General features: G+C 73.7%; 15 protein-coding genes and 1 pseudogene. 13 read left to right on the top strand and 3 right to left on the bottom strand.

The features are described from left to right. From ACFVXK_RS27580 to ACFVXK_RS27555, 6 genes and pseudogenes are all read left to right on the top strand, one after another. Positions 1-339, top strand: a pseudogene (locus ACFVXK_RS27580) (glycogen debranching protein); the annotation flags it as partial. A gap of 117 nt (positions 340-456) precedes the next feature. Further along, the gene (locus ACFVXK_RS27575; RefSeq protein WP_389616285.1) at positions 457-1,203 is read left to right on the top strand and encodes an NUDIX domain-containing protein; all 747 of its coding nucleotides are present in this window, start codon (positions 457-459) and stop codon (positions 1,201-1,203) included. A gap of 179 nt (positions 1,204-1,382) precedes the next feature. Continuing rightward, the gene (locus tag ACFVXK_RS27570; RefSeq protein ID WP_389616282.1) at positions 1,383-3,341 is read left to right on the top strand and encodes an ATP-binding cassette domain-containing protein; all 1,959 of its coding nucleotides are present in this window, start codon (positions 1,383-1,385) and stop codon (positions 3,339-3,341) included. Between the two features lie 201 nt (positions 3,342-3,542). Further along, positions 3,543-4,430, top strand: a complete 888-nt coding sequence (locus ACFVXK_RS27565) for a FadR/GntR family transcriptional regulator (RefSeq protein WP_389616279.1) — start codon at positions 3,543-3,545, stop codon at positions 4,428-4,430. Between the two features lie 309 nt (positions 4,431-4,739). Further along, positions 4,740-6,317, top strand: a complete 1,578-nt coding sequence (locus tag ACFVXK_RS27560) for an RNA polymerase sigma factor (RefSeq protein WP_389616276.1) — start codon at positions 4,740-4,742, stop codon at positions 6,315-6,317. A gap of 101 nt (positions 6,318-6,418) precedes the next feature. Further along, positions 6,419-7,273 carry a serine protease gene (locus tag ACFVXK_RS27555; protein WP_389616273.1) on the top strand — a complete coding sequence of 285 codons (855 nt, stop codon included), beginning with the start codon at positions 6,419-6,421 and terminating at the stop codon, positions 7,271-7,273. A gap of 210 nt (positions 7,274-7,483) precedes the next feature. Here the strand turns inward: ACFVXK_RS27555 and ACFVXK_RS27550 are convergent, their stop codons facing one another. Continuing rightward, positions 7,484-7,720 carry a hypothetical protein gene (locus tag ACFVXK_RS27550; RefSeq protein ID WP_351880652.1) on the bottom strand — a complete coding sequence of 79 codons (237 nt, stop codon included), beginning with the start codon at positions 7,718-7,720 and terminating at the stop codon, positions 7,484-7,486. A gap of 446 nt (positions 7,721-8,166) precedes the next feature. Here ACFVXK_RS27550 and ACFVXK_RS27545 point away from each other — a divergent pair, with 446 nt between their 5' ends. The 3 genes from ACFVXK_RS27545 to ACFVXK_RS27535 all read left to right on the top strand — a co-directional run bounded on the left by ACFVXK_RS27545 (position 8,167) and on the right by ACFVXK_RS27535 (position 12,501). Further along, positions 8,167-10,284 (top strand): type IIA DNA topoisomerase subunit B, encoded by a 2,118-nt coding sequence (locus ACFVXK_RS27545; RefSeq protein WP_389616270.1) that lies wholly within the window; start codon positions 8,167-8,169, stop codon positions 10,282-10,284. A gap of 139 nt (positions 10,285-10,423) precedes the next feature. Further along, on the top strand, positions 10,424-10,912 hold the full coding sequence (locus ACFVXK_RS27540; protein ID WP_389616267.1) for a DUF485 domain-containing protein: 489 nt from the start codon (positions 10,424-10,426) through the stop codon (positions 10,910-10,912). Further along, a complete protein-coding gene (locus ACFVXK_RS27535) occupies positions 10,909-12,501 on the top strand; it encodes a cation acetate symporter (RefSeq protein WP_389616265.1) in 1,593 nt (530 codons plus the stop codon). The genes ACFVXK_RS27540 and ACFVXK_RS27535 overlap by 4 nt, the downstream gene beginning before the upstream one ends. An 18-nt stretch (positions 12,502-12,519) precedes the next feature. Here ACFVXK_RS27535 and ACFVXK_RS27530 read toward each other — a convergent pair whose 3' ends face one another. Both ACFVXK_RS27530 and ACFVXK_RS27525 read right to left on the bottom strand, forming a co-directional pair. Beyond that, positions 12,520-13,176, bottom strand: a complete 657-nt coding sequence (locus ACFVXK_RS27530; RefSeq protein WP_389616291.1) for a response regulator — start codon at positions 13,174-13,176, stop codon at positions 12,520-12,522. Positions 13,177-13,214: 38 nt separating this feature from the next. Then, positions 13,215-14,831 carry an ATP-binding protein gene (locus tag ACFVXK_RS27525; protein ID WP_389616262.1) on the bottom strand — a complete coding sequence of 539 codons (1,617 nt, stop codon included), beginning with the start codon at positions 14,829-14,831 and terminating at the stop codon, positions 13,215-13,217. A 262-nt stretch (positions 14,832-15,093) separates the two neighbouring features. Here ACFVXK_RS27525 and ACFVXK_RS27520 point away from each other — a divergent pair, with 262 nt between their 5' ends. The 4 genes from ACFVXK_RS27520 to ACFVXK_RS27505 all read left to right on the top strand — a co-directional run. Next, positions 15,094-16,782 (top strand): sensor histidine kinase, encoded by a 1,689-nt coding sequence (locus tag ACFVXK_RS27520; protein WP_389616259.1) that lies wholly within the window; start codon positions 15,094-15,096, stop codon positions 16,780-16,782. Positions 16,783-16,784: 2 nt separating this feature from the next. After that, positions 16,785-17,462: a response regulator gene (locus ACFVXK_RS27515; protein ID WP_389616288.1), complete on the top strand. Its 678-nt coding sequence runs from the start codon at positions 16,785-16,787 to the stop codon at positions 17,460-17,462. Between the two features lie 141 nt (positions 17,463-17,603). Beyond that, positions 17,604-18,398: an ABC transporter ATP-binding protein gene (locus ACFVXK_RS27510; protein ID WP_389616256.1), complete on the top strand. Its 795-nt coding sequence runs from the start codon at positions 17,604-17,606 to the stop codon at positions 18,396-18,398. An 88-nt stretch (positions 18,399-18,486) separates the two neighbouring features. Further along, positions 18,487-21,045: ABC transporter permease (locus ACFVXK_RS27505; RefSeq protein ID WP_389616252.1), on the top strand; the 2,559-nt coding region annotated here is incomplete at its 3' end.

Genomic DNA, 21,045 nt, shown 5'->3' with positions numbered 1-21,045 from the left:
GGTCTGCTGGACGCCGCGGAGGTCTTCGGATACCGGCTGCCTGAGATGTACGCCGCGGAGCAGCGCACCGCCGGCAGCGCCCCGCTCCCGCATCCGGCTGCCTGCCGGCCCGCGGCCGTGGCCGCCGCCGCGGGGATCCACGCGCTGACCGCCCTCGCGGGCATCCGCCCCGACGCCCCCGCGGGAACGGTCGCCGTCACCCCGCCCGCGGGCGCCCCCCTCGGCGCCCTGCGGCTGGCAGGGCTACGGGTGGCGGGGGAGCCGTTCACCGTCCGGATCAGCCGGCTCGGCGTCGGCATGGTGGAGGAGGCCGCCGATGAGCTCCAACTGGGAGGGTGAGATCCCGGCCGGGCGACGCGCCCGCCTGATCGCGAGGCTGCGGACTGGGTTCCAGATCACCGTCCTCGGGATCACGAAAGCGCTGTTTATCGTCAGGGAGACGACTATGATCGCGGCATGTCGCCCTACGACCCGTCGGCCTATCCGCCCTTCGCCGTCACCGTCGACCTGGTCGTGCTCACCGTGCGGCGCCACGCGCTCTGCGCGCTGGTCGTACGACGGGGAGAACAGCCGTTCCAGGGACGCTGGGCGCTGCCCGGCGGCTTCGTGCGCGGGGACGAGGACCTCTCCGCCGCCGCGGCGCGGGAACTCGCCGAGGAGACCGGGCTGTGCGCGCACGACCCGGCCTCTCCCGGCGTCGACAACGGGGCGCACCTCGAACAGCTCGCCACCTACGGGGACCCGCAGCGCGACCCCCGGATGCGGGTGGTCAGCGTGGCGCACCTGGTGCTCGCCCCCGACCTGCCGGCTCCCCGCGCGGGCGGCGACGCGAACAGCGCCCGCTGGGCCCCCGTCGACGAGCTCCTGGAGGGTCCCGACCAGACCGTCACGAGCCTGGCCTTCGACCACGCGCGGATCCTCGCCGACGGCGTCGAGCGGGCCCGCTCGAAGATCGAGTACTCCTCGCTGGCCACCGCCTTCTGCCCGCCCGAGTTCACCGTCGGCGAGCTGCGCCGGGTGTACGAGGCCGTGTGGGGCGTGGCGCTCGACCCGCGCAACTTCCACCGCAAGGTCACCGGGACCCCCGGGTTCCTCGTCCCCGCCGGGGGGACGACCACCCGTCAGGGCGGCAGGCCCGCCCAGCTGTTCAGGGCTGGCGGCGCCACCCTGCTCAACCCGCCGATGCTGCGGCCGGAGGTCTGACCCGCCGTCACGGCAGGCGTGGCCGCCGCTACCGGTCCGGGGCCGGCCGGGGCTGCCCCGGACGGCGGCACTGCCGGACCTCACTCGGGCCGGTTGCCGAGAAAATCGGACATATCGCGTTATCTTGCATGCGGTACTCACCCTGCCGCTGAGCGGTCTCACACCCTGCGAGAGAAGCGATGCTCCAGGCCATCGGACTCACCAGCACACCCCGTCGAGATCTGCCGCCCCTCGTGGACGACCTCACCTTCGAGGCCCGCCCGGGGTGCGTGACCGCCCTGCTCGGCGAGCCGGGTTCGGGCAAGACCACCGCCCTGCGGCTCATGCTCGAACTCGAACCGGGTCGCGGCATCACCTACTTCCGCGGCCGTCCGCTGCACCGGATCCCGCATCCCGGTCGTGAGGTCGGCGTACTGCTCGGCGACGTGCCCGGCCATCCGTCGAGGACGGTCCGGGGCCAGCTGCGGATGCTCTGCGCCGCCGTCGGCGTCCCGGCCTCCCGGGCGGACACCATGATGGAGGTCGTCGGCATCGCGGGCCTGCGCGACCAGCGGCTCGGCTCGCTCTCGGCCGGCATGGACCGCCGCGTCGGACTGGCCGCGGCCCTGCTCGCCGACCCCTGCACCCTGCTCCTCGACGAGCCCGCAGCCGGGCTCCAGCCCCGCGAACGTGCCTGGCTGCACGGGCTGCTGCGCGGCCACGCCTCCCTCGGCGGGGCCGTGCTGTTCACCACCGCCGACGCCAAGGAGGCGGCCCGCAGCGCCGACCGGGTCGTCTCCATCGCCTCGGGCCGGCTCGTCGCCGACCAGGAGGCCGCGGACTTCGCCCGCACCCGGCTGCGCCCGCGGGTCGCCGTCCGCACCCCGCACGCCGCCCGGCTGGCCGACGTGCTGGGACGCGAGGCCCGGGCCGCGCACCGCCCCGTGGAGATCGTGGAGGAGAGCGGCAGCCGGCTCTCCGTGTACGGCAGCAACTGCGCCGAGATCGGTGAGGCGGCGTTCCGGCACGGGGTCCTCGTCCACCAGCTCGCCGACGAGACAGGGGACGCCGGAGCCCCCGTCCCGCCCGTACCGCAGGCCCGCACCGGGGCCGGAGCACCGGCGGGCAGGGCGGACGCGCGCGTCGAGGCCGCGGCCCCCGTCCGGGCCGGAGCGGGCACCGCCACGGGCCCCGACGCCGCCCTCCCGTCCGACCCCCGTACCGACCCGCGCACCGCCTCCGCCCCCGCCGCGGGGCTCCGGGCCGTGCCGGGCGCCGAGGCCGTGTCCTGGCCCGCTCCCGGGGCTGAGGCCGAGGAGGGCCCGGCTCCCGCCGCCCGGCCCGCGCACGCCCGCTCCGAGGCCCCCGTCTCGGCGGTGCGCCGCGTGGGCGGTCCGCTCCGGCCCCTGCGCTACGAGCTCCGCCGCGTCTTCGGCACCGCCGCCCCCTTCCTCACCACGGTCCTCGTCGTCGCCGTCTCCGCCCTGACCGCCCTGGTGCTCGCCCGGGCCGGGCAGGCCCCGCGCGACCGGGTCCTCGCCGCCTGGCCCGAACTGGTTCCGCTGCCCCCCGCCGCCCTCGGGGCGGGACTGCTCGGCGCCCTGGCCTACGGCGAGGAGTACCGCTACCCCGCCCTCGCCGCCGACCGGGGAACCGTCCCGCGCCGCCTGGGACTGCTCACCGCCAAGCTGGGCGTCTGCGCCGCCCTGGCCCTGCTGCTCGGCGCCCTCGCCACGGCCGCCGACGCCGCCGCCCTCCGCCTCGTCTTCGGCCGCGCCCCGCTGGGCACCTGGTCGGAGTGGGTGGTGCCCGCCGCGAGCTGGGCGGGGCTGCTGGTCGGCTGTGCCTGGGCCGGGGTACTCGCCTCCGCGGTGTTCCGTTCCGCCTCGGCCGGCCTGGCTGCCGTGCTCGCCGTACCGGTGATGGTGGTGCCCCTGGTGCGCAAGGCGCTGGAGGGCCCGTCCGCGTACCCCGTGCACGGGTTCGCCTCCCGGCTGCGCGGTCTGGCCTCGGCGCCGTGGCCCGCGGAGACGGACCGCTACGTCCTGGGGGCCTTCCGGGTGATGGTCCAACCCGTGGGAGCCGGACTGGTGTTGTCGTTGATGGTCCTGTTGTGCGCCTATGGGTTCACAGGACTGCGCGGTCGGGTCCGTTGGTGATCGTTCCGATGCGGTAGCCGACTTCGGGGAGACCGGAGAAGTCCGCTTCGCTCCCGATCACCCGAAGCGGACCGCAACTCCCCGCAAAAGGCCCGGTTCTTTACGATAAGTCGTCAATTGCGTAGGTGGCACCGATCACCCTTTCGTGTGCTTTTCACCAAAGACCTCAAGGGCGGTGGAGGCACGGCCGACAAAGGATTCGTGAGTACCCTTGCGCACACCATGATGACCGCCGCCCGCCATGCCGACACCGGCCTCGCCGGCCCGGGCGAACTCGACCGCTACCCCTACGCGGAGGCCACCGCCGCCGAGCGGGTCGGTCCGCCCCACTGGGACGGCGCCGACGTGGAGTTGAGCCGTGTGGGCCGCCGAGCGGCAGGCAGCCGTGGCCGCGGGCTGCACGGCCAACTCGTCCAGCAGCTCGGCCAGATGATCGTCTCCGGCGACCTCGGCGCGGACCGCCCCCTGGTCCCCGAGGAGATCGGCCAGCGCTTCGAGGTCTCCCGCACCGTCGTCCGCGAATCGCTGCGCGTCCTGGAGGCCAAGGGCCTCGTCAGCGCCCGGCCCAACGTGGGCACCCGGGTCCGTCCGGTCGCCGACTGGAACCTCCTCGACCCCGACATCATCGAATGGCGCGCCTTCGGCCCCCAGCGCGACGACCAGCGCCGCGAGCTCAACGAGCTCCGCTGGACGATCGAGCCCCTCGCCGCCCGCCTCGCCGCCGGCCACGGCCGCCCCGACGTCCAGCAGCGCCTCTCCGACATGGTCGAGATCATGGGCCACGCCCTCGGACAGGGCGACGCGATCACCTTCGCCCGCGCCGACAACGAGTTCCACGCGCTGCTGATCCAGGTCGCCGGCAACCGCATGCTGGAGCACCTGTCGGGGATCGTCTCCGCCGCCCTCCAGGTGTCCGGCAGCCCCATCACCTCCTGCGACCGCCCCAGCGAGACCTGCGTGGCCCACCACGCGCGGATGGTCGAAGCCCTCGCCACCGGCGACGGCGCGGGCGCCGAGAGCGCCATGCGCCAGCTCCTGACGGTGCATCCGGAGGTCGAGCGCGTGGTGCCCGCCCCGCGCGAACACTGACCCCCCGGCGCACGGGGGCGTGGGGGTGCTGCACCGGTCGCCGGGCCCGTTCTTGGGGCCCCGCGACACCCGGGTGCGAGGGGTGGCCGGAACCCCTGTGTGACTTGGACCACGAAGATTGGGCGTAACGCTCTGCGACGTCACGCGATGACCTAAGCGGTGATGGCCGACGGAGGGAAACAGCAGCCCTTGGGGTGCTGTGCAGCTCCCCGGCCCCTGCCCGCGCCCCGGCCCATCCCCAGTCGGTGGTCGTCGGCTCCGGTCCAGCACCAGGCCGGGGTCGGAACCCGTTCCCATCGTTCCGAGAGGTTGTTCGTGTCGGCCAGCACATCCCGTACGCTCCCGCCGGAGATCGCCGAATCCGAGTCTGTGATGGCGCTCATCGAGCGGGGCAAGGCCGAGGGGCAGATCGCCGGCGATGACGTGCGTCGGGCCTTCGAGGCTGACCAGATTCCTGCGACCCAGTGGAAGAATGCCCTGCGCAGCCTCAACCAGATCCTCGAGGAAGAGGGTGTGACGCTGATGGTCAGTGCCGCAGAGTCGCCCAAGCGCACCCCACGCAAGAGCGTCGCAGCGAAGACCCCCGCCAAGCGTACGACGACCAGGCCGGTCGCCGCCAAACCGGCTGCCGCCCCGGCCGTGGCCGAGGCCCCGGCGGAGGCCGCGCCGACGGAACCCGACACCGCCGACGTCCTCGCCGAGGAACCGCCGGCCGAGCCCGCCGCGAAGAAGACCGCGGCCCGCAAGACGGCGGCCAAGAAGGCCGCGCCCGCGAAGAAGGCCGCCGCGAAGAAGACCGCGGCCAAGAAGACCGCCGCCAAGAAGGACCTGGACGAGGGCGACGAAGAGGCCGTCGACGAGGGTCCCGACGCGGTGAAGGCCGAGGCCGAGGAAGAGGAGGAGGGCGGGGAGAACAAGGGCTTCGTCATCTCCGACGACGAGGACGACGCCCCCGCCCAGCAGGTCGTGGTGGCCGGTGCCACCGCCGACCCGGTCAAGGACTACCTCAAGCAGATCGGCAAGGTCCCCCTCCTCAACGCCGAGCAGGAGGTCGAGCTCGCCAAGCGCATCGAGGCGGGCCTGTTCGCCGAGGACAAGCTGGCCAACTCCGACAAGCTGGCGCCCAAGCTCAAGCGCGAACTGGAGATCATCGCCGAGGACGGCCGCCGCGCCAAGAACCACCTGCTGGAGGCCAACCTCCGCCTCGTGGTCTCCCTGGCCAAGCGCTACACGGGCCGCGGCATGCTCTTCCTGGACCTGATCCAGGAAGGGAACCTGGGCCTGATCCGCGCGGTCGAGAAGTTCGACTACACCAAGGGCTACAAGTTCTCCACCTACGCGACGTGGTGGATCCGGCAGGCGATCACCCGCGCCATGGCCGACCAGGCCCGCACCATCCGCATCCCGGTGCACATGGTCGAAGTGATCAACAAGCTGGCCCGCGTGCAGCGCCAGATGCTCCAGGACCTGGGCCGCGAGCCCACCCCGGAGGAGCTGGCCAAGGAACTCGACATGACCCCCGAGAAGGTCATCGAGGTCCAGAAGTACGGGCGCGAGCCGATCTCCCTGCACACCCCGCTGGGCGAGGACGGCGACAGCGAGTTCGGCGACCTGATCGAGGACTCCGAGGCGGTCGTCCCGGCCGACGCCGTCAGCTTCACGCTCCTGCAGGAGCAGCTCCACTCGGTGCTCGACACGCTCAGCGAGCGCGAGGCCGGCGTCGTCTCGATGCGCTTCGGGCTGACCGACGGCCAGCCCAAGACCCTCGACGAGATCGGCAAGGTCTACGGGGTCACCCGCGAGCGCATCCGCCAGATCGAGTCCAAGACCATGTCGAAGCTGCGCCACCCGTCGCGCTCCCAGGTGCTGCGCGACTACCTGGACTGACCGGACCGGCAGGGGCCCACGGCGGTGGCCGCGCGGGTGCGCGCGGCCACCGGGCATCCCACTCTGGGTGGAGTCATGCACACTCGGAGTCAGGAGGCCCCATGCGTCGACCCATCGCCCGTGCCCTGGCGGGCGCACTGACCCTGGTGGCGGGAGCGGCCGTGGCGCCGCTGGCCCAGGCGCCCACGGCGGCGGCGGACAGCGTGGTCATAGGCGGGCAGCCGGTGAAGGTGGCCGACAGTCCGTGGGTCGTGGCCCTCGCCAGCCGTGACCGGTTCGGGGGTATCCGTGACGGGCAGTTCTGCGGCGGTGTCCTCGTGGCCCCGACGACGGTGGTGACGGCGGCCCACTGCCTCGGCCGGCAGGTGCTGGGTGGACCGGTCGACTCCGTCGCCGACTTCCGGGTGATCACCGGCCGTACGGAGCTGCGCGCCCCCGAGGGGCGGGAGATCGCGGTCCGTGCGGCCCGGGTGAACCCCGCGTACGACCCCGGGACGAACGCCGGCGACCTCGCCGTGCTGGAGCTGGCCGAAGCCGTGCCGGCGGACCACGTGCTGCCGATGGCCGGGCAGGGCCACCCCGGCTACGAGGCCGGCACCGGAGCGGCGGTGTACGGCTGGGGGGACACGAGCGGTTTCGGGGACTACGCGTACGGGCTGCGCGCGGCGCAGGTCACCGTCCTGGACGACGAGGTCTGCCGGCGGGCGTACCCGGGTGATGCGGACGGTCGGTACCGGGCCGACTCCATGGTGTGCGCGGGCGACCGGTCCGGCGGCAAGGACGCCTGTCAGGGGGACAGCGGCGGCCCGCTGGTGGCCCGTGGGCGGCTGATCGGGCTGGTGTCCTGGGGGCGTGGCTGCGGGCGCGCCGACAGCCCGGGGGTGTACACCCGGATCGCCCCGTTGATCGACTTCGTGAGCGGCTCCCAGAAGGGCCGGGGGCCGGGCGGGGTCTAAGGGCACCTCCGGGGCCGTCTCCGGGGCTCCAGGCCCCCCGTACGGCCCGCACGGGGGGCCTGGGGGCCGGGAGTCCGGTCGTTCGGGGCGTGGAAGTGCCTCGGAGAGGGTCTCGGACATGAGGACGGGCGGCGCCTCTGGGTCTCAGAGGTGCCGCCCGTCGACCGGCCTTGCCGGTCCTGGCTCGTCGGATGCGAGGTCAGGCCTGTGTCAGCGGTCCTCGGGGTCGGCTGCGTGGGCGGCCGGAGCGGAGGTCAGCCGCTCGGTCTCATCCTGTATTTCCGCGGCGATCTTCTTGAGTTCCGGCTCGAACTTACGCCCGTGGTGGGCGCAGAAGAGCAGTTCACCACCGCTCAGGAGGACGACGCGCAGATATGCCTGGGCGCCGCAACGGTCGCATCGGTCAGCGGCCGTCAGCGGGGTCGCGGGTGTCAGAACAGTAGTCACGTCGCCTCTTCTCTAGCTCGACGAGCTGTCGTACCAGGGTCAACATCCAACCAGGCCGAAAACGTTCCCGCTCGCGGCTTTTCCTCGAAACTTCCTTCCGAAGCTGGCCGGCTGCTGCCGGTTGGCGGCGAAGGAGCCGTATTGCGTTGCTTTACGGTTTCGCGTTGTCAGTCGTTCGCTTGTAGCAGTTCTCGTCCTCCCCGGCTGAGTGCCGGATGTTGATGAGGACGTGCCCGAACCCTAAATGGTTCATGCCTGGAAGGGAACGTGATGTTTGCTTCACCCTCACGGGGGATCGAACATCCGTGCGGATCTGCACTAGGCTGTGGAACGCGCGAGGGTGGCGTTGCATCGGCTCTACCAGGCCTCGGTACCCTTCGACGGGCGACCGAGCCACCCCCGCGCCCCAGCGGGCCAGAAAAGAAATTCAGCGAGGAGCGAACTGCGTGACCGCCGACACGTCCGTGCCTTCCAGCGCGCTGCTGTCCGGAGCAGACCGGGACGGTTCCAACTACACCGCGCGGCACCTGCTCGTCCTCGAAGGCCTCGAGGCCGTCCGCAAGCGCCCCGGCATGTATATCGGCTCCACCGACAGCCGAGGCCTGATGCACTGCCTCTGGGAGATCATCGACAATTCCGTCGACGAGGCCCTGGGCGGCTACTGCGACCACATCGAGGTCGTCCTCCACGAGGACGCCTCGGTCGAGGTCCGTGACAACGGCCGCGGCATCCCGGTCGACGTCGAGCCCAAGACCGGCCTGTCCGGCGTCGAGGTCGTCATGACCAAGCTGCACGCCGGCGGAAAGTTCGGCGGCGGCTCGTACGCGGCCTCCGGCGGTCTGCACGGCGTCGGCGCCTCCGTGGTCAACGCCCTGTCGGCCCGCCTCGACGTCGAGGTCGACCGCGGCACCACCCACAGCATCAGCTTCCGCCGCGGCGTCCCCGGCACGTTCACCGAGGAGGGCCCCGACTCCCCCTTCGACCCGGGCAGCGGCCTGCGCAAGGGCAAGCGGGTCGCGAAGGGGAAGACCGGCACCCGGATCCGGTACTGGTCCGACCGCCAGATCTTCCTCAAGGACGCCCGGCTCTCCCTGGAGACGCTCTACCAGCGCGCCCGCCAGACCGCCTTCCTCGTGCCCGGACTGACCATCGTCGTCCGCGACGAGCGGGCCATCGACGGCGCGGGCAAGACGGAGGAGACGTTCCGCTACGACGGCGGCATCAGCGAGTTCTGCGACTACCTCGCCCAGGACAAGGCCGTCTGCGACGTGCTGCGGCTCAGCGGCTCGGGCACCTTCAAGGAGACCGTCCCGGTCCTCGACGACCGCGGTCACATGACCCCCACCGAGGTCACCCGCGAGCTGGGCGTGGACATCGCCCTGCGCTGGGGCACGGGGTACGAGACCAATCTCAAGTCCTTCGTGAACATCATCGCCACCCCCAAGGGCGGCACCCACGTGGCCGGATTCGAGCGGTCGGTCACCAAGACGGTGAACGAGGTGCTGCGCTCCGCCAAGCTCCTGCGCGTCGCCGAGGACGACGTCGTCAAGGACGACGCCATGGAGGGCATGACGGCGGTCGTCACCGTCCGCCTCGCCGAGCCGCAGTTCGAGGGCCAGACCAAGGAGGTGCTCGGCACCTCCGCGGCCACCCGGATCGTCGCCGCCGTCGTCGCCAAGGAGCTCAAGGCCTTCCTGACCTCCACCAAGCGCGACGACAAGCAGCAGGCCCGCGCCGTGATGGAGAAGATCGTCGCGGCCGCCCGGACCCGGATCGCGGCCCGTCAGCACAAGGAGGCGCAGCGCCGCAAGACCGCACTGGAGACCTCCTCGCTGCCGGCCAAGCTGGCCGACTGCCGCAGCGACGACGTGGACCGCAGCGAGCTGTTCATCGTCGAGGGCGACTCCGCCCTCGGTACGGCCAAGCTCGCCCGGAACTCCGAGTTCCAGGCGCTGCTGCCGATCCGCGGCAAGATCCTCAACGTCCAGAAGTCCTCGGTTTCGGACATGCTCAAGAACGCCGAGTGCGGCGCGATCATCCAGGTCATAGGAGCCGGCTCCGGTCGGACCTTCGACATCGACGCCGCCCGGTACGGCAAGGTCATCATGATGACCGACGCCGACGTGGACGGCTCCCACATCCGCACCCTGCTGCTGACCCTCTTCCAGCGCTACATGCGGCCGATGGTCGAGGCGGGCCGGGTCTTCGCGGCCGTTCCGCCGCTGCACCGGATCGAGCTGGTCCAGCCCAAGAAGGGCCAGGACAAGTACGTCTACACGTACTCGGACAACGAACTGCGCCAGACGCTGCTGGAGTTCCAGCGCAAGAACATCCGCTACAAGGACGCCATCCAGCGCTACAAGGGCCTCGGCGAGATGGACGCCGACCAGCTCGCGGAGACCACGATGGACCCGCGCCACCGCACCCTGCGGCGGATCAACATCGGCGACCTGGAAGCGGCGGAGCAGGTCTTCGACCTCCTCATGGGCAACGAGGTCGCCCCGCGCAAGGAGTTCATCACCAGCTCGGCCGCGACCCTGGACCGCTCGCGCATCGACGCCTGATCCGGCTCTCCGGTGTCCGGCGTTCTTCCCTCCCCTCACCTGATGGAGTGAAGAGCGCCAGGACATCAGTCCGGAAAGCGACCATTCGGCACATCCTTGTGAGCACGCCGCCGATGCGGCGACGGACAAGGAGAGTTCGGTGGACAAGGACGAAGGTCGTGAAGCCGGAACGATCCGGCTGGACGACCCCTGGTACGACGCCCTGGCCGTGGGCTGGGGCGAGGGAGCGGAACCCTTCCCGCAGCCCGGGCCCACGGCGGACCGAGGTGCCCCCGGCGCCTCCGACATCTACCTGGAAGTGCAGCGCAGCGCCGCCTTCCAGGAGGTCCGGGGCCGGTACCGGAGGTTCGTCGTCCCCGCGACCGCCGGATTCCTCCTCTGGTACGTCGCCTACGTGGTCGCGGCCACCACCGCGCCCGGGCTGATGGCGCGGCCCGTGGTGGGCTCGGTCAACGTGGCCCTGCTGGCGGGCCTCGGCCAGTTCCTCAGCACCTTCCTGCTGACCTGGGCCTACGCCCGGCACGCGCGGCTGCGCCGGGACAGCGCCGCCCTCGACCTGCGCTGGACCGTCTTCGAGCGGGAACGCGGCCAGGAGCGCGGCCGTGGCGGGCGGGGGGAGGGCCGGTGACCTCCGAACACCAGACGCTCACGCTGATCCTGTTCAGTCTGTTCATCGCCGTGACCCTCGGCATCACCACCTGGGTCAGCCGCAGGAGGCACGGCTCGACGGAGGAGTTCTACGCGGGCGGCCGGCTGTTCTCTCCCATGGAGAACGGTTTCGCCATCGCCGGCGACTACATGTCCGCCGCCTCCTTCCTCGGGGTCTCCGGGCTGATCTCCCTCTTCGGCTACGACGGGCTGCTGTACCTGATCGGTTTCCTCGTCGCCTGGCTGATGGTGCTGTTCCTGGTCGCCGAACTGGTGCGCAACTGCGGCCGCTTCACCCTCGCCGACGTCGTCGTCGCGCGGATGAGCGAGCGGCCGGTGCGGATCGCCGCCGGGACCTCCTCGGTGGTGGTCTCGGTGCTGTACCTGGTCGCGCAGATGGTCGGCGCGGGCAGCCTGGTGGGACTGCTGCTGTCGGACACCGGCCCCGGCGCCCGGACCCTGACGGTCGTCGGGGTCGGCGCGCTGATGGTGGTCTACGTTGCCTTCGGGGGGATGCGGGCCACCACCTGGATCCAGATCGTCAAGGCCGTCCTGCTGATCGGCGGGGCGATCGCCCTCACCGTGCTGGTCCTGCTGCGCTTCCACGGGAACGTCGACCAGCTCCTGTCCACCGCCGCCGAACGCAGCGGGCACGGGGCCCGGTTCCTGAGCCCCGGCCTCAAGTACGGCGGGGACTGGACGGCGCGCGTCGACTTCATGAGCCTGGGCCTGGCCCTGGTCCTGGGGACGGCGGGGCTCCCGCACATCCTGTCCCGCTTCTACACCGTCCCGACCGCGCGGGCCGCCCGCCGGTCGGCGGTGTGGGCGATCGGGCTGATCGGGGGCTTCTACCTGATGACCATCGTGCTCGGGCTCGGGGCGGCCGCGCTGGTGGGGCCCGACGCGGTGCGGGCGTCCAGTGCCTCCGGGAACACCGCCGTCCCGCTGCTGGCCGGGTTCCTCGGCGGGGGCGCCGGCTCCACGGGCGGCGCCGTGCTTTTCGCCCTCGTCGCCGCCATCGCCTTCGCGACGATCCTCGCCGTGGTCGCCGGGATCACCCTGGCTTCCTCGGCCTCCGTCGCGCACGACCTGTACGCCTCGCTCAGGCGGCGGCGGGCCCGGCAGCGCAGCGAGGTGACCGTGGCCCGGGTGGCGGCCGTGGGGATCGGGGCGGTGGCCATCGCCCTCGGGCTGCTCGCCCAGGACATGAACGTGGCCTTCCTGGTGGGCCTGGCCTTCGCGGTGGCGGCCTCGGCGAACCTGCCGGTGCTGCTGTACTCGCTGTTCTGGCGCGGCTTCACCACCAGGGGGGCCGTCTGGTCGGTGTACGGAGGGCTGGTGCCGGCGTTGCTGCTGGTGGTCCTGTCGCCGGTGGTGTCGGGGAGTCCCGGATCCCTCTTCCCCGGCCTGGACTTCCAGTACTTCCCGCTGCAGAACCCCGGGATCGTGTCGATCCCGCTCGGGTTCCTGGCGGGCTGGCTGGGAACGGTCACCTCCGCCGAGGAGCCGGACGAGCGCAAGTACGCCCAGACGGAGGTCCGTTCCCTGACCGGGGCGGGAGCGGTGTGAGGTGCGCCGGGCGGCGGTTCAGGAGCCGCCCGACGGGACCCAGGTGTAGCGGTGCTCCGGCCGGCCGGTCTCGCCGTAGCGCAGGGCCAGCGAGACGCGGCCGGCGCGGTCCAGGAGCTTCAGGTAGCGCTGGGCGGTCTGGCGGCTGATGCCGGCGCGGTCGGCGATCTGCTGGGTGGACAGCGGGCCTTCCGCCGTGCGCAACACCCGGCGGACCAGCTCGGCGGTGGTCGGGGAGTGCCCCTTGGGGAGCTCGTTGGGGGTGTCGGCCGAGGCGAGGGCTCCGAAGATCCGGTCCACCTCGGCCTGTTCGGCCTCGCCTCCGCCGGACAGGGAGCGGCGCAGGGCAGCGTAGGCCTCCAGTTTGGTGCGCAGGCCGGTGAAGGTGAACGGCTTGACCAGATACTGGAGGGCGCCTAGCCGCATGGCCGCCTGGACGGTGGCCAGGTCCCGGGCGGCCGTGACCATGATCACGTCGGTGTGCCGGCCCAGCTGGCGCAGGCGGCGCACCAGGTCCAGGCCGGTCCCGTCGGGCAGGTAGTGGTCGAGCAGGACCAGGTCCACCGGGCGGGTGGTGCAGAACTCCAGTGCCGCGGCCGCCGAATGGGCCTCGCCCACCACCTGGAACCCGGGAACCTTCGCCACGTACGCCGCGTTGATACGGGCAACACGCATGTCGTCGTCGACGACCAATACGTGGATCGGGGACTCCTTCACCGCAGGGCCTCCGGAAGTACGACGGAGAACTCCGCCCCTCCGTCCTCTGCTTCGCCGGCCCGGGCGCTGCCACCCTGCCGCTCCGCGAGGCGGCGTACGAGGGCGAGGCCCAGCCCGCGCTCGCGGTGGGCCGCGGGCTGCTTGGTCGACCAGCCTTCCGTGAAGATCTCCTCGCGGCGTCCGGCGGGGATCCCGGGGCCGCTGTCGCGCACGCGGAGGACGGCGGTGCGTCCTTCCGCGCGGATGCCGACCTCGACCAGGGGCGCGGTGGAGCCGGCCGCCGCGTCCAGGGCGTTGTCGACGAGGTTGCCGAGGATCGTGACGAGGCCGCCCGGGTCCACCAGGCGGTCGGGAAGGAGGGAGTCCGGGGCGAGGCGCAGCGGGACGCCGCGCTCCGCCGCGACGGTGGCCTTGCCCACCAGCAGTGCGGCCAGCAGGGGGTCGTGGACCTTCTCGGTGACCTGCTCGGCCGTGGTGCGGTGCACACCCACGACCTCGGTCACGAAGGCGGCCGCTTCCTCGTGCAGCCCCAGTTCGAGGAGGCCGAGGAGGGTGTGGAGGCGGTTGGCGTGCTCGTGGTCCTGGGCGCGCAGGGCGTCGATCAGGCCCTTGGTGGAGTCGAGCTCGCGGCTCAGGTGCTCCAGTTCGGTGCGGTCGCGCAGGGTGGCGACGGCCCCGCCGTCGGCGGTGGGCATCCGGTTGGCCACCAGGACGCGGGGGCCCTGGACGGTCAGCAGGTCGCGGCCGGTGACGCGGCCCGCCAGGACGTCGCTGGTGCGGCCCGCGCCGAGGACCTCGTCCAGGGGGCGGCCGGCCAGGGCGTCCGCGCCGTCCCGGCCGAGGCCCAGCAGCCGGGCCGCCTCGTCGTTGACGAGGCGTACCCGGTCGTCGCGGTCGAGGGCGATCACGCCCTCGCGGATGGAGTGCAGCATCGCCTCGCGCTCGGCGAGGAGGCCGGCGATGTCGGAGAAGGCCAGGTCCCGGGTCTGCCGTTGGATCCGGCGGGAGAGGAGGTAGGCGGCGAGCGCCCCGGCGGCCAGGGCGCCGCCGGCATAGGCGAAGAGGCCGGGGATGGCGCCGAGCAGCCGGTCGCGGACGCTGTCGTAGGCGATGCCGACGGAGACGGCCCCCACGATCTCCCCGTCGGCGGCGAGGAGGGGGACCTTGCCGCGGGCGGAGCGGCCGAGGGTGCCCTGGTCGATCTCCATCACCTCGTGCCCGGCGAGGGCGTCGGCGGGGTCGGTGGAGACGGGCAGTCCGATGCGGTCGGGGCTGGGGTGGGAGCGGCGGATCCCCTTCAGGTCGAGGACCACCACGTACTCGGCTCCGGTCGCGCGGCGGATCCGCTCGGCCGCGGCCTGGACGGGGCTGTCGGCGGTGGGGCCCGAGGCGAGCAGGTCGGCGGCCAGGGTGGGGTCGGCCGCCGTGCTCTGCGCGATCGCCAGTGCGCGCCGCATCGCCTGGTCGTCCAGCTGGTGGCTCAGGGGCGCCAGGAAGAGTCCCGTGGCCAGGACGAGGACCCCGGCGGCGATGGCCAGCTGGGTGAGCAGGATCTGCGAGACGGCGCGCCGGGGCAGGCCGAGGCGCCGGCCGCGCAGGGGGAGGAACCGCATGACTGGTAACCGTAGGTCGGCGGGCGCGGAAGCGGAACGGCCGTCGCTCAGATCTGCCCGGGCGGTGACCGACCGTGACCGGGGTGAGAGCCGGTCACCGCCGGGGCGCGGCGGCGGTCCGGCGCGGTCGAGGCCGGGCGTTCGCGGAGAGGCGGCGGTGGCGGCGGTCGCCGCTCTCGCCCGGCCGAGGGTCCGGCGGTGCCCGGCGGTCGGCGGGGTGTTCTCTGCCTTTTGGCAGAGGGGCGGATCGGCCCTGAGGCGCATGCCGTCGTGCGTGTCGGAATCGATACTGGTCAGCGTGGTGAGCTCATCTCCGTTCCGGGTCCGTCGTCCGCTCCGGGGTCCCGTGCGCGCGGTGGCCGAGACGGCCTGGGTGCTGCTCGCCGGGTTCGGGGTGTGGCTGGTGGTCGCCTCCCTCGGCGTGCTCCCGCGCCCGTACCTCCAGTTGCCCGCACTGGCCGTCGCCGGGTGCCTGTTCCCGCTGCGCCGCCGCTTCCCGGTGCCCGTCCTCCTCGTTCTCGCCGTACTGACCGGGGTGGCCCCGTGCGTCGGCCCGGTCACCGCGGCGACCGCGTACACGGTGGCCCGGCGGACGGCGCGGGCGCGGACCCGGGCGCGGCTGCTGGGGGCGGCGGCCGCCCTGCTGGTGGTGTGCGCGACGCTCTGCGCGCCCTGGCTCGGCCCGGGGCCCCTGCCGTACGGGCCGGCGCTCGGGCTGGTCCTGACGCCGACCGCCGTCCTCGTCCCGGGCCTGGTCGGCACCGCGTACGGGCAGCAGCGGCGCCTGGTGCGGGCCCTGCGCGAGCGCGGGGACGCGGCCGAGCGGGCCCGGCGGCTCGCCGACAGCGAGGCCCGCACGCACGAGCGCTCCCGGATCGCCGCCGAGATGCACGACCTGCTGGGGCACCGGCTCAGCCTGATCTCCCTGCACGCGGGCGGACTGGAGCTCGCCCTGGAGCGCGCCGACCCCGAACTGCGCGAGGAGGCGGTCCTGGTCCGCCGGACCACCCGGGACGCCCTGCGCGAGCTGCGCCAGGCCCTCGGGGTGCTCGGTCCGCTGGGCCGGGACACCGGGGCGGAGGCCCTCACCGACGCCACCGGCACCCGCGCCGACATCGAGGCACTGGTGGCGGGGTCCCGGGACGGGGGCATCGCCGTACGGCTCGACTGGACGGGCGCCGACCTCGACGCCCGCCCGGCTGGGGTGCGGCGGGCGGTGCACCGGGTGGTGCGGGAGGCGCTGACCAACGTGCACCGTTACGCAGGAGCGGCGCACGTCGCCGTCAGCGTCGCGCACGACGCGGAGACCGTTCGGGTCACCGTCCGCAACGGAGCCCCGCCCGCCGTCCCCGCCGCCGCACCGGACCAGGGCACCGGCCGCGGCCTCACCGGCCTGCGCGAGCGGGTGGAGCTGCTGGGCGGCACCTTCGCGGCCGCCCCGCTGCCGTCCGGCGGCTTCCGGGTGGAGGCCGTCCTGCCCGCCGAACCGGGCGAGGCCCCCGCCCGGCGGGAGGCGGTCCCCGGCACCGGTGACGGCGCCCCCGCCGAGCCGGCCCCGGCGGAACGCGGCACCGCGCAGGCCCTGACGCCGGCCCTCGGGCTGGCGGGGCTGAGCGTGCTGACGGCCCTCGGGACCCTCTTCGTCTACGCCACCGCCCCGCACCAGGACGCCGGGCCGCGCCCGCTGCCCCGGGTCGGGATGACCTACGGCGACGTGCTGGGGAGCGGGGTCACCGACAACGCGGCGGTCCGGGCCGCGGCCGCCGGCCGTGAACCGCCGCGCCCGCCCGGCACGGCCGGCTGCGTGTACCCGTTCAACGGAGCCACCGAGTCCCGCCCCGGTTCCCTGACCATCGCCCGCTACTGCTTCGACACCGCGCAACGCCTCGTCGCCATCGACCGCTTCACCGTCCCGTCGGTCCGCGACGCCACACCCTGGGAGATCCCGTGACCGTGACCGAGCCCGCCGAACCGATCCGGGTCCTGCTCGCCGACGACGAGGCCATGATCCGGGCCGGGGTCCGCCTGATCCTCCGGCACGCCGACGGGATCGAGGTCGTCGCCGAGGCCCCCGACGGGCGGCAGGCCGTCGAACTGGCCGCCGTGCACCGCCCGGACGTCGTCCTGCTGGACATCCGGATGCCGGTCCGCGACGGGCTGGCCGCGATCGCGCCGCTGCTCGCCCTCGACCCGGCGCCGCGCGTGGTGATGCTGACGACCTTCGGCGACGACGACAACGTGGTGCGGGCGCTGCGCGAGGGCGCCGCCGGGTTCCTGCTGAAGGACGAGGGGCCGCAGGAGCTGATCGGCGCGGTCCGGGCGGCCGCCGCCGGGGACGCGGTGCTCTCCCCGGGGGTGACCGGGGCGGTGATCTCCCGGATGCTGACGGCCGGTGGGCCGCGCGGCGCGGCGGGCCAGCCGGAGGACGACCGGGTCGCCCGGCTGACCGGCCGGGAGCGGGAGGTCCTGGCCATGCTCGGCGAGGGCCTGTCGAACCAGGGCATCGCCGCCCGGCTCGGCATCGGGACCGGCACCGTCAAGACCCATGTGGGCGCCATCCTCGAGAAGACCGGCTCGACCAGCCGGGTGCAGGCGGCGCTGCTGGCCCACCGGACCGGCCTGGCCTCCTGAGCCGCCCGCGGGACGGAGCGCGACGGGTCGGGACCTCTGCCTTCCGGTAGAGCCGGAGTGTCCGGCACCTGTCTTCCGGCAGAGGCCGAGTCCCGCCTTGAGAGCGATGTTTGCGCAGGTCAGAGCCGTGACGATGGATCCATGTCACGGACCTTCCCGCCCTCCGCAACCCCTTCTCCCGCCGGCGCGGCCCCGCCGGAGCCGGCCGCCCGGGCCTGCGGCCTCACCAAGACGTACGGCACGGGCGAGACCCGGATCACCGCGCTGGACGCGGTCTCCGTGGACTTCGCCCGGGGCCGGTTCACCGCCGTCATGGGCCCCTCCGGCTCCGGCAAGTCCACGCTGATGCACTGCATGGCGGGCCTGGACCCCGTCACCTCGGGCTCGGCCCGGATCGGCGGGGTCGAGCTGTCCTCCCTGAACGACCGGCAGCTGACCCGGCTGCGGCGCGAGAAGGTGGGCTTCGTCTTCCAGGGCTTCAACCTGATGCCGACCCTCACGGCGCTGGAGAACATCACCCTGCCGCTGAGGCTGGCCGGCTGGCGGCCCGACGCCGCCTGGCTGGACACCGTCGTCGCCACGGTCGGCCTCTCGGGCCGGCTCGCGCACCGCCCCGCCGAACTCTCCGGCGGCCAGCAGCAGCGGGTGGCGGTGGCCCGGGCCCTGGCGTCCCGTCCGGAAATCGTCTTCGCCGACGAGCCGACCGGCAACCTCGACTCCCGTGCCGGCGCGGAGGTCCTCGGCTTCCTGCGCGACTCGGTGCGCGAACTCGGCCAGAGCGTGGTGATGGTCACCCACGACCCGGTGGCCGCGGCCCACGCCGACCGGGTGGTGTTCCTCGCCGACGGCCGCCTGGTGGACGAACTCCACGAGCCGACCTCCGGGGCCGTGCTCGACCGGATGCTCGCCTTCGACGCCCGCGGCCGCACCTCCTGAGTCCCGCCGCGCCTCTTCCCGTCCGCCGCGCCTCCTCCCGTCCGTCGTGCCGCCCCGTCCGCCGCGCCACACCTCCCGAAAGCCCGCCATGCTGCGAACAGCCCTGCGCAACGCCCTCGCGCACAAGGCCCGTCTGGCCATGACCGTCCTCGCGGTCTGCCTCGGGGTCGCGTTCATCTCCGGCTCACTCGTCTTCGCCGACTCCACCACCGCCGCCTACCGCGCCTCCATGGCGCGCGACCACGCCGGGACCGCGGTCACCGTGGACCCCAAGTACCCCCTCGGCGCCCCCGCCGACCAGCGCGAGTCCGTCCTCGACGACGCGCTGGTGGCCAGGCTGGCCGCCGTCCCCGGCGTCGGCGCGGCCCGCCCCTCCGTCGACGGCTCGGCCACCCTGGCCGCCAAGGACGGCACCCCGCTGCGCGCCGGCAACGCCATGGGCAAACCGGCCGCCGCCTACATCCCCGGCCCCGACGGCAAGGACGCCCGTTACCCGCTGACCTCCGGACGCGCCCCGCGCACCTCCGGCGAGGTGGCCCTCGACCGGGGCACCGCCGACGCCGGCTCCTACGCCCTCGGCGACACCGTCACCCTGGCCACCGACGGCCCCGTCCGGCGGCTGAAGCTGGTCGGCATGGTCTCCACCACCGACCCCCGCGTCACCTCCGGCGGCACCCTCGCCGTACTCGACCGGGCCACCGCCCAGGAACTGTTCGCCACCCCGGGCCGTTACACGGGCATCGACCTCTCCGCGGCGCCCGGCACCACCCCGCAGGAACTCGCCGGACGCATCGGAGCCCTCCTGCCGGCCGACCGGGCCGAGGCGACCACCGCGGCCGCCCTCGCCGCCCAGCAGTCCGTCTTCATCGACAGCAGGACCAGCAGCTACGCCCGGCTGCCCCTGATCTTCGCGGTGGTGTCGCTGTTCATCGGCTCGTTCCTCATCGTCAACACCTTCACCATGCTCGTCACCCGGCGCTCCCGGGAGATCGCCCTGATGCGCGCGATCGGCGCCACCCGGCGGCAGGTGACCGCGTCCGTCCTCGCCGAGGCGGCCCTGGTCGGCTTCCTCGCCTCGGCGCTCGGCTTCCTCCTCGGGCTGGGCGTCGCCGCCGCCCTGCCCGACGTCCTCGGCGGCGCGGACGATCCGCTGCCGAGCGGCCCGCTGGTCGTCGGCCCCGCCCCGGTGGTCGCCTCCCTGGCCGTGGGCGTCGGCGTCACGGTCCTCGCGGCGTGGCTGCCCTCCCGCCGCGCGGCCCGGATCGCCCCCGTCGAGGCGATGCGCACCGCCGAGCGGCCCCCCTCCGCCACCCTGTCGCGGGTCCGCGGCGCCGCCGGGGCGGCCGTACTCCTCGTCGGCGCCGGGCTGCTGGTCTCCCTGGGCGGCGCCGAGCACGCCTCGGACGCCAACCTGCGGACCGCGATGGCCGGCTGCGCGGTCCTGGTGACCGGACTCATCCTGCTGGCCCCCCTCCTCGCGGGCCCGGTGATCCGCCTGCTCGGCCGGCTGACCGGCCGCTTCGGGGTGGTGGGCGACCTGGCCCGGGACAACGCCCTGCGCGACCCCCGGCGTACGGCGGCCACCGCCGTCGCCCTGATGATCAGCACCGCCCTGGTCTGCGGACTCGCCGTCATCGAGCACTCCTCCAGCCGCGCCCTGGACGCCCAGGCGGCGGCCGGACTGAGCGCCGACTACGTCGTCGGCACCCGGGGCGACACCACCGCCGTCGACCCGGCCGCCGTCCGGCGGATCGCCGCCCTGCCCGGAGTGTCCACCGCCTCGGCCGTCGCGGACTCCACCTTCTCGGCCGGGGCCCTCGCCCGCCCGGTCTCCGGCGTCGACCCGAAGACCGTGGGGGCCGTCATGAAGCTGCGCTTCACCAGCGGTTCGGCCACCGCCATCGGACCGGGCCGGATCGCCGTGTCCAGCGGCTTCGCCCGCGAGAACCGGCTCGTCACCGGCGGGCGGATCGACGGGAGCATCGGGCCCGGGCAGGGCGACCGCGACCGGTCCTTCACCGTCGTCGGGATCTACGAGGACAACCCCACCGCCCGGGACGTCCTCGCCGACCGCGCCGACGTCCAGCAGCACGGATTCCTGCGCGACTCCGTCCAGCGCGTCCTCGTCCGCACCGAGGCGGGCGCATCCGGCATGGAGAAGCGGCTGCGCGGCGCCGTCGAGAACAGCCCCCTGCTGAAGGTGCAGGACCGTGACGCGCTCGTCCGGGAACAGGCCGGAGTCGCGGGCGACCTGATGACCATGGTCTTCGGACTGCTCGCCGTCGGCGTGGTCATCTCCGCCCTCGGCATGGTCAACACCCTCGCCATGTCCGTCGCCGAACGCACCCGGGAGATCGGGGTCCTGCGCGCGATCGGCGTGGACCGCGCCGGGATCCGCCGGATGATCGGGCTCGAGGCGCTCGCCGTCGCCGCCTACGGAACCCTGCTGGGCCTGGCCGGCGGCCTGTTCGGGGCGTGGAAGGTCAGCGGACTCGCCAACGGGGCCATTCCCCAGTACGCGTTCTCCCCGCCCTGGGGGACCCTCGCCCTGGTCGCCGCCCTCTCGCTCGCCGTGGGCGCCGCGGCCGCCGCGCTCCCGGCCCGCCGGGCCGCCGCGCTCGGCCCGCTGCGCGCGGTGTCCGCAGGC

The sequence above is a fragment of the Streptomyces sp. NPDC058157 genome, from assembly GCF_042884105.1.
Taxonomy (GTDB): Bacteria; Actinomycetota; Actinomycetes; order Streptomycetales; family Streptomycetaceae; genus Streptomyces.
This window is presented reverse-complemented; position numbering and strand designations above follow the sequence as displayed.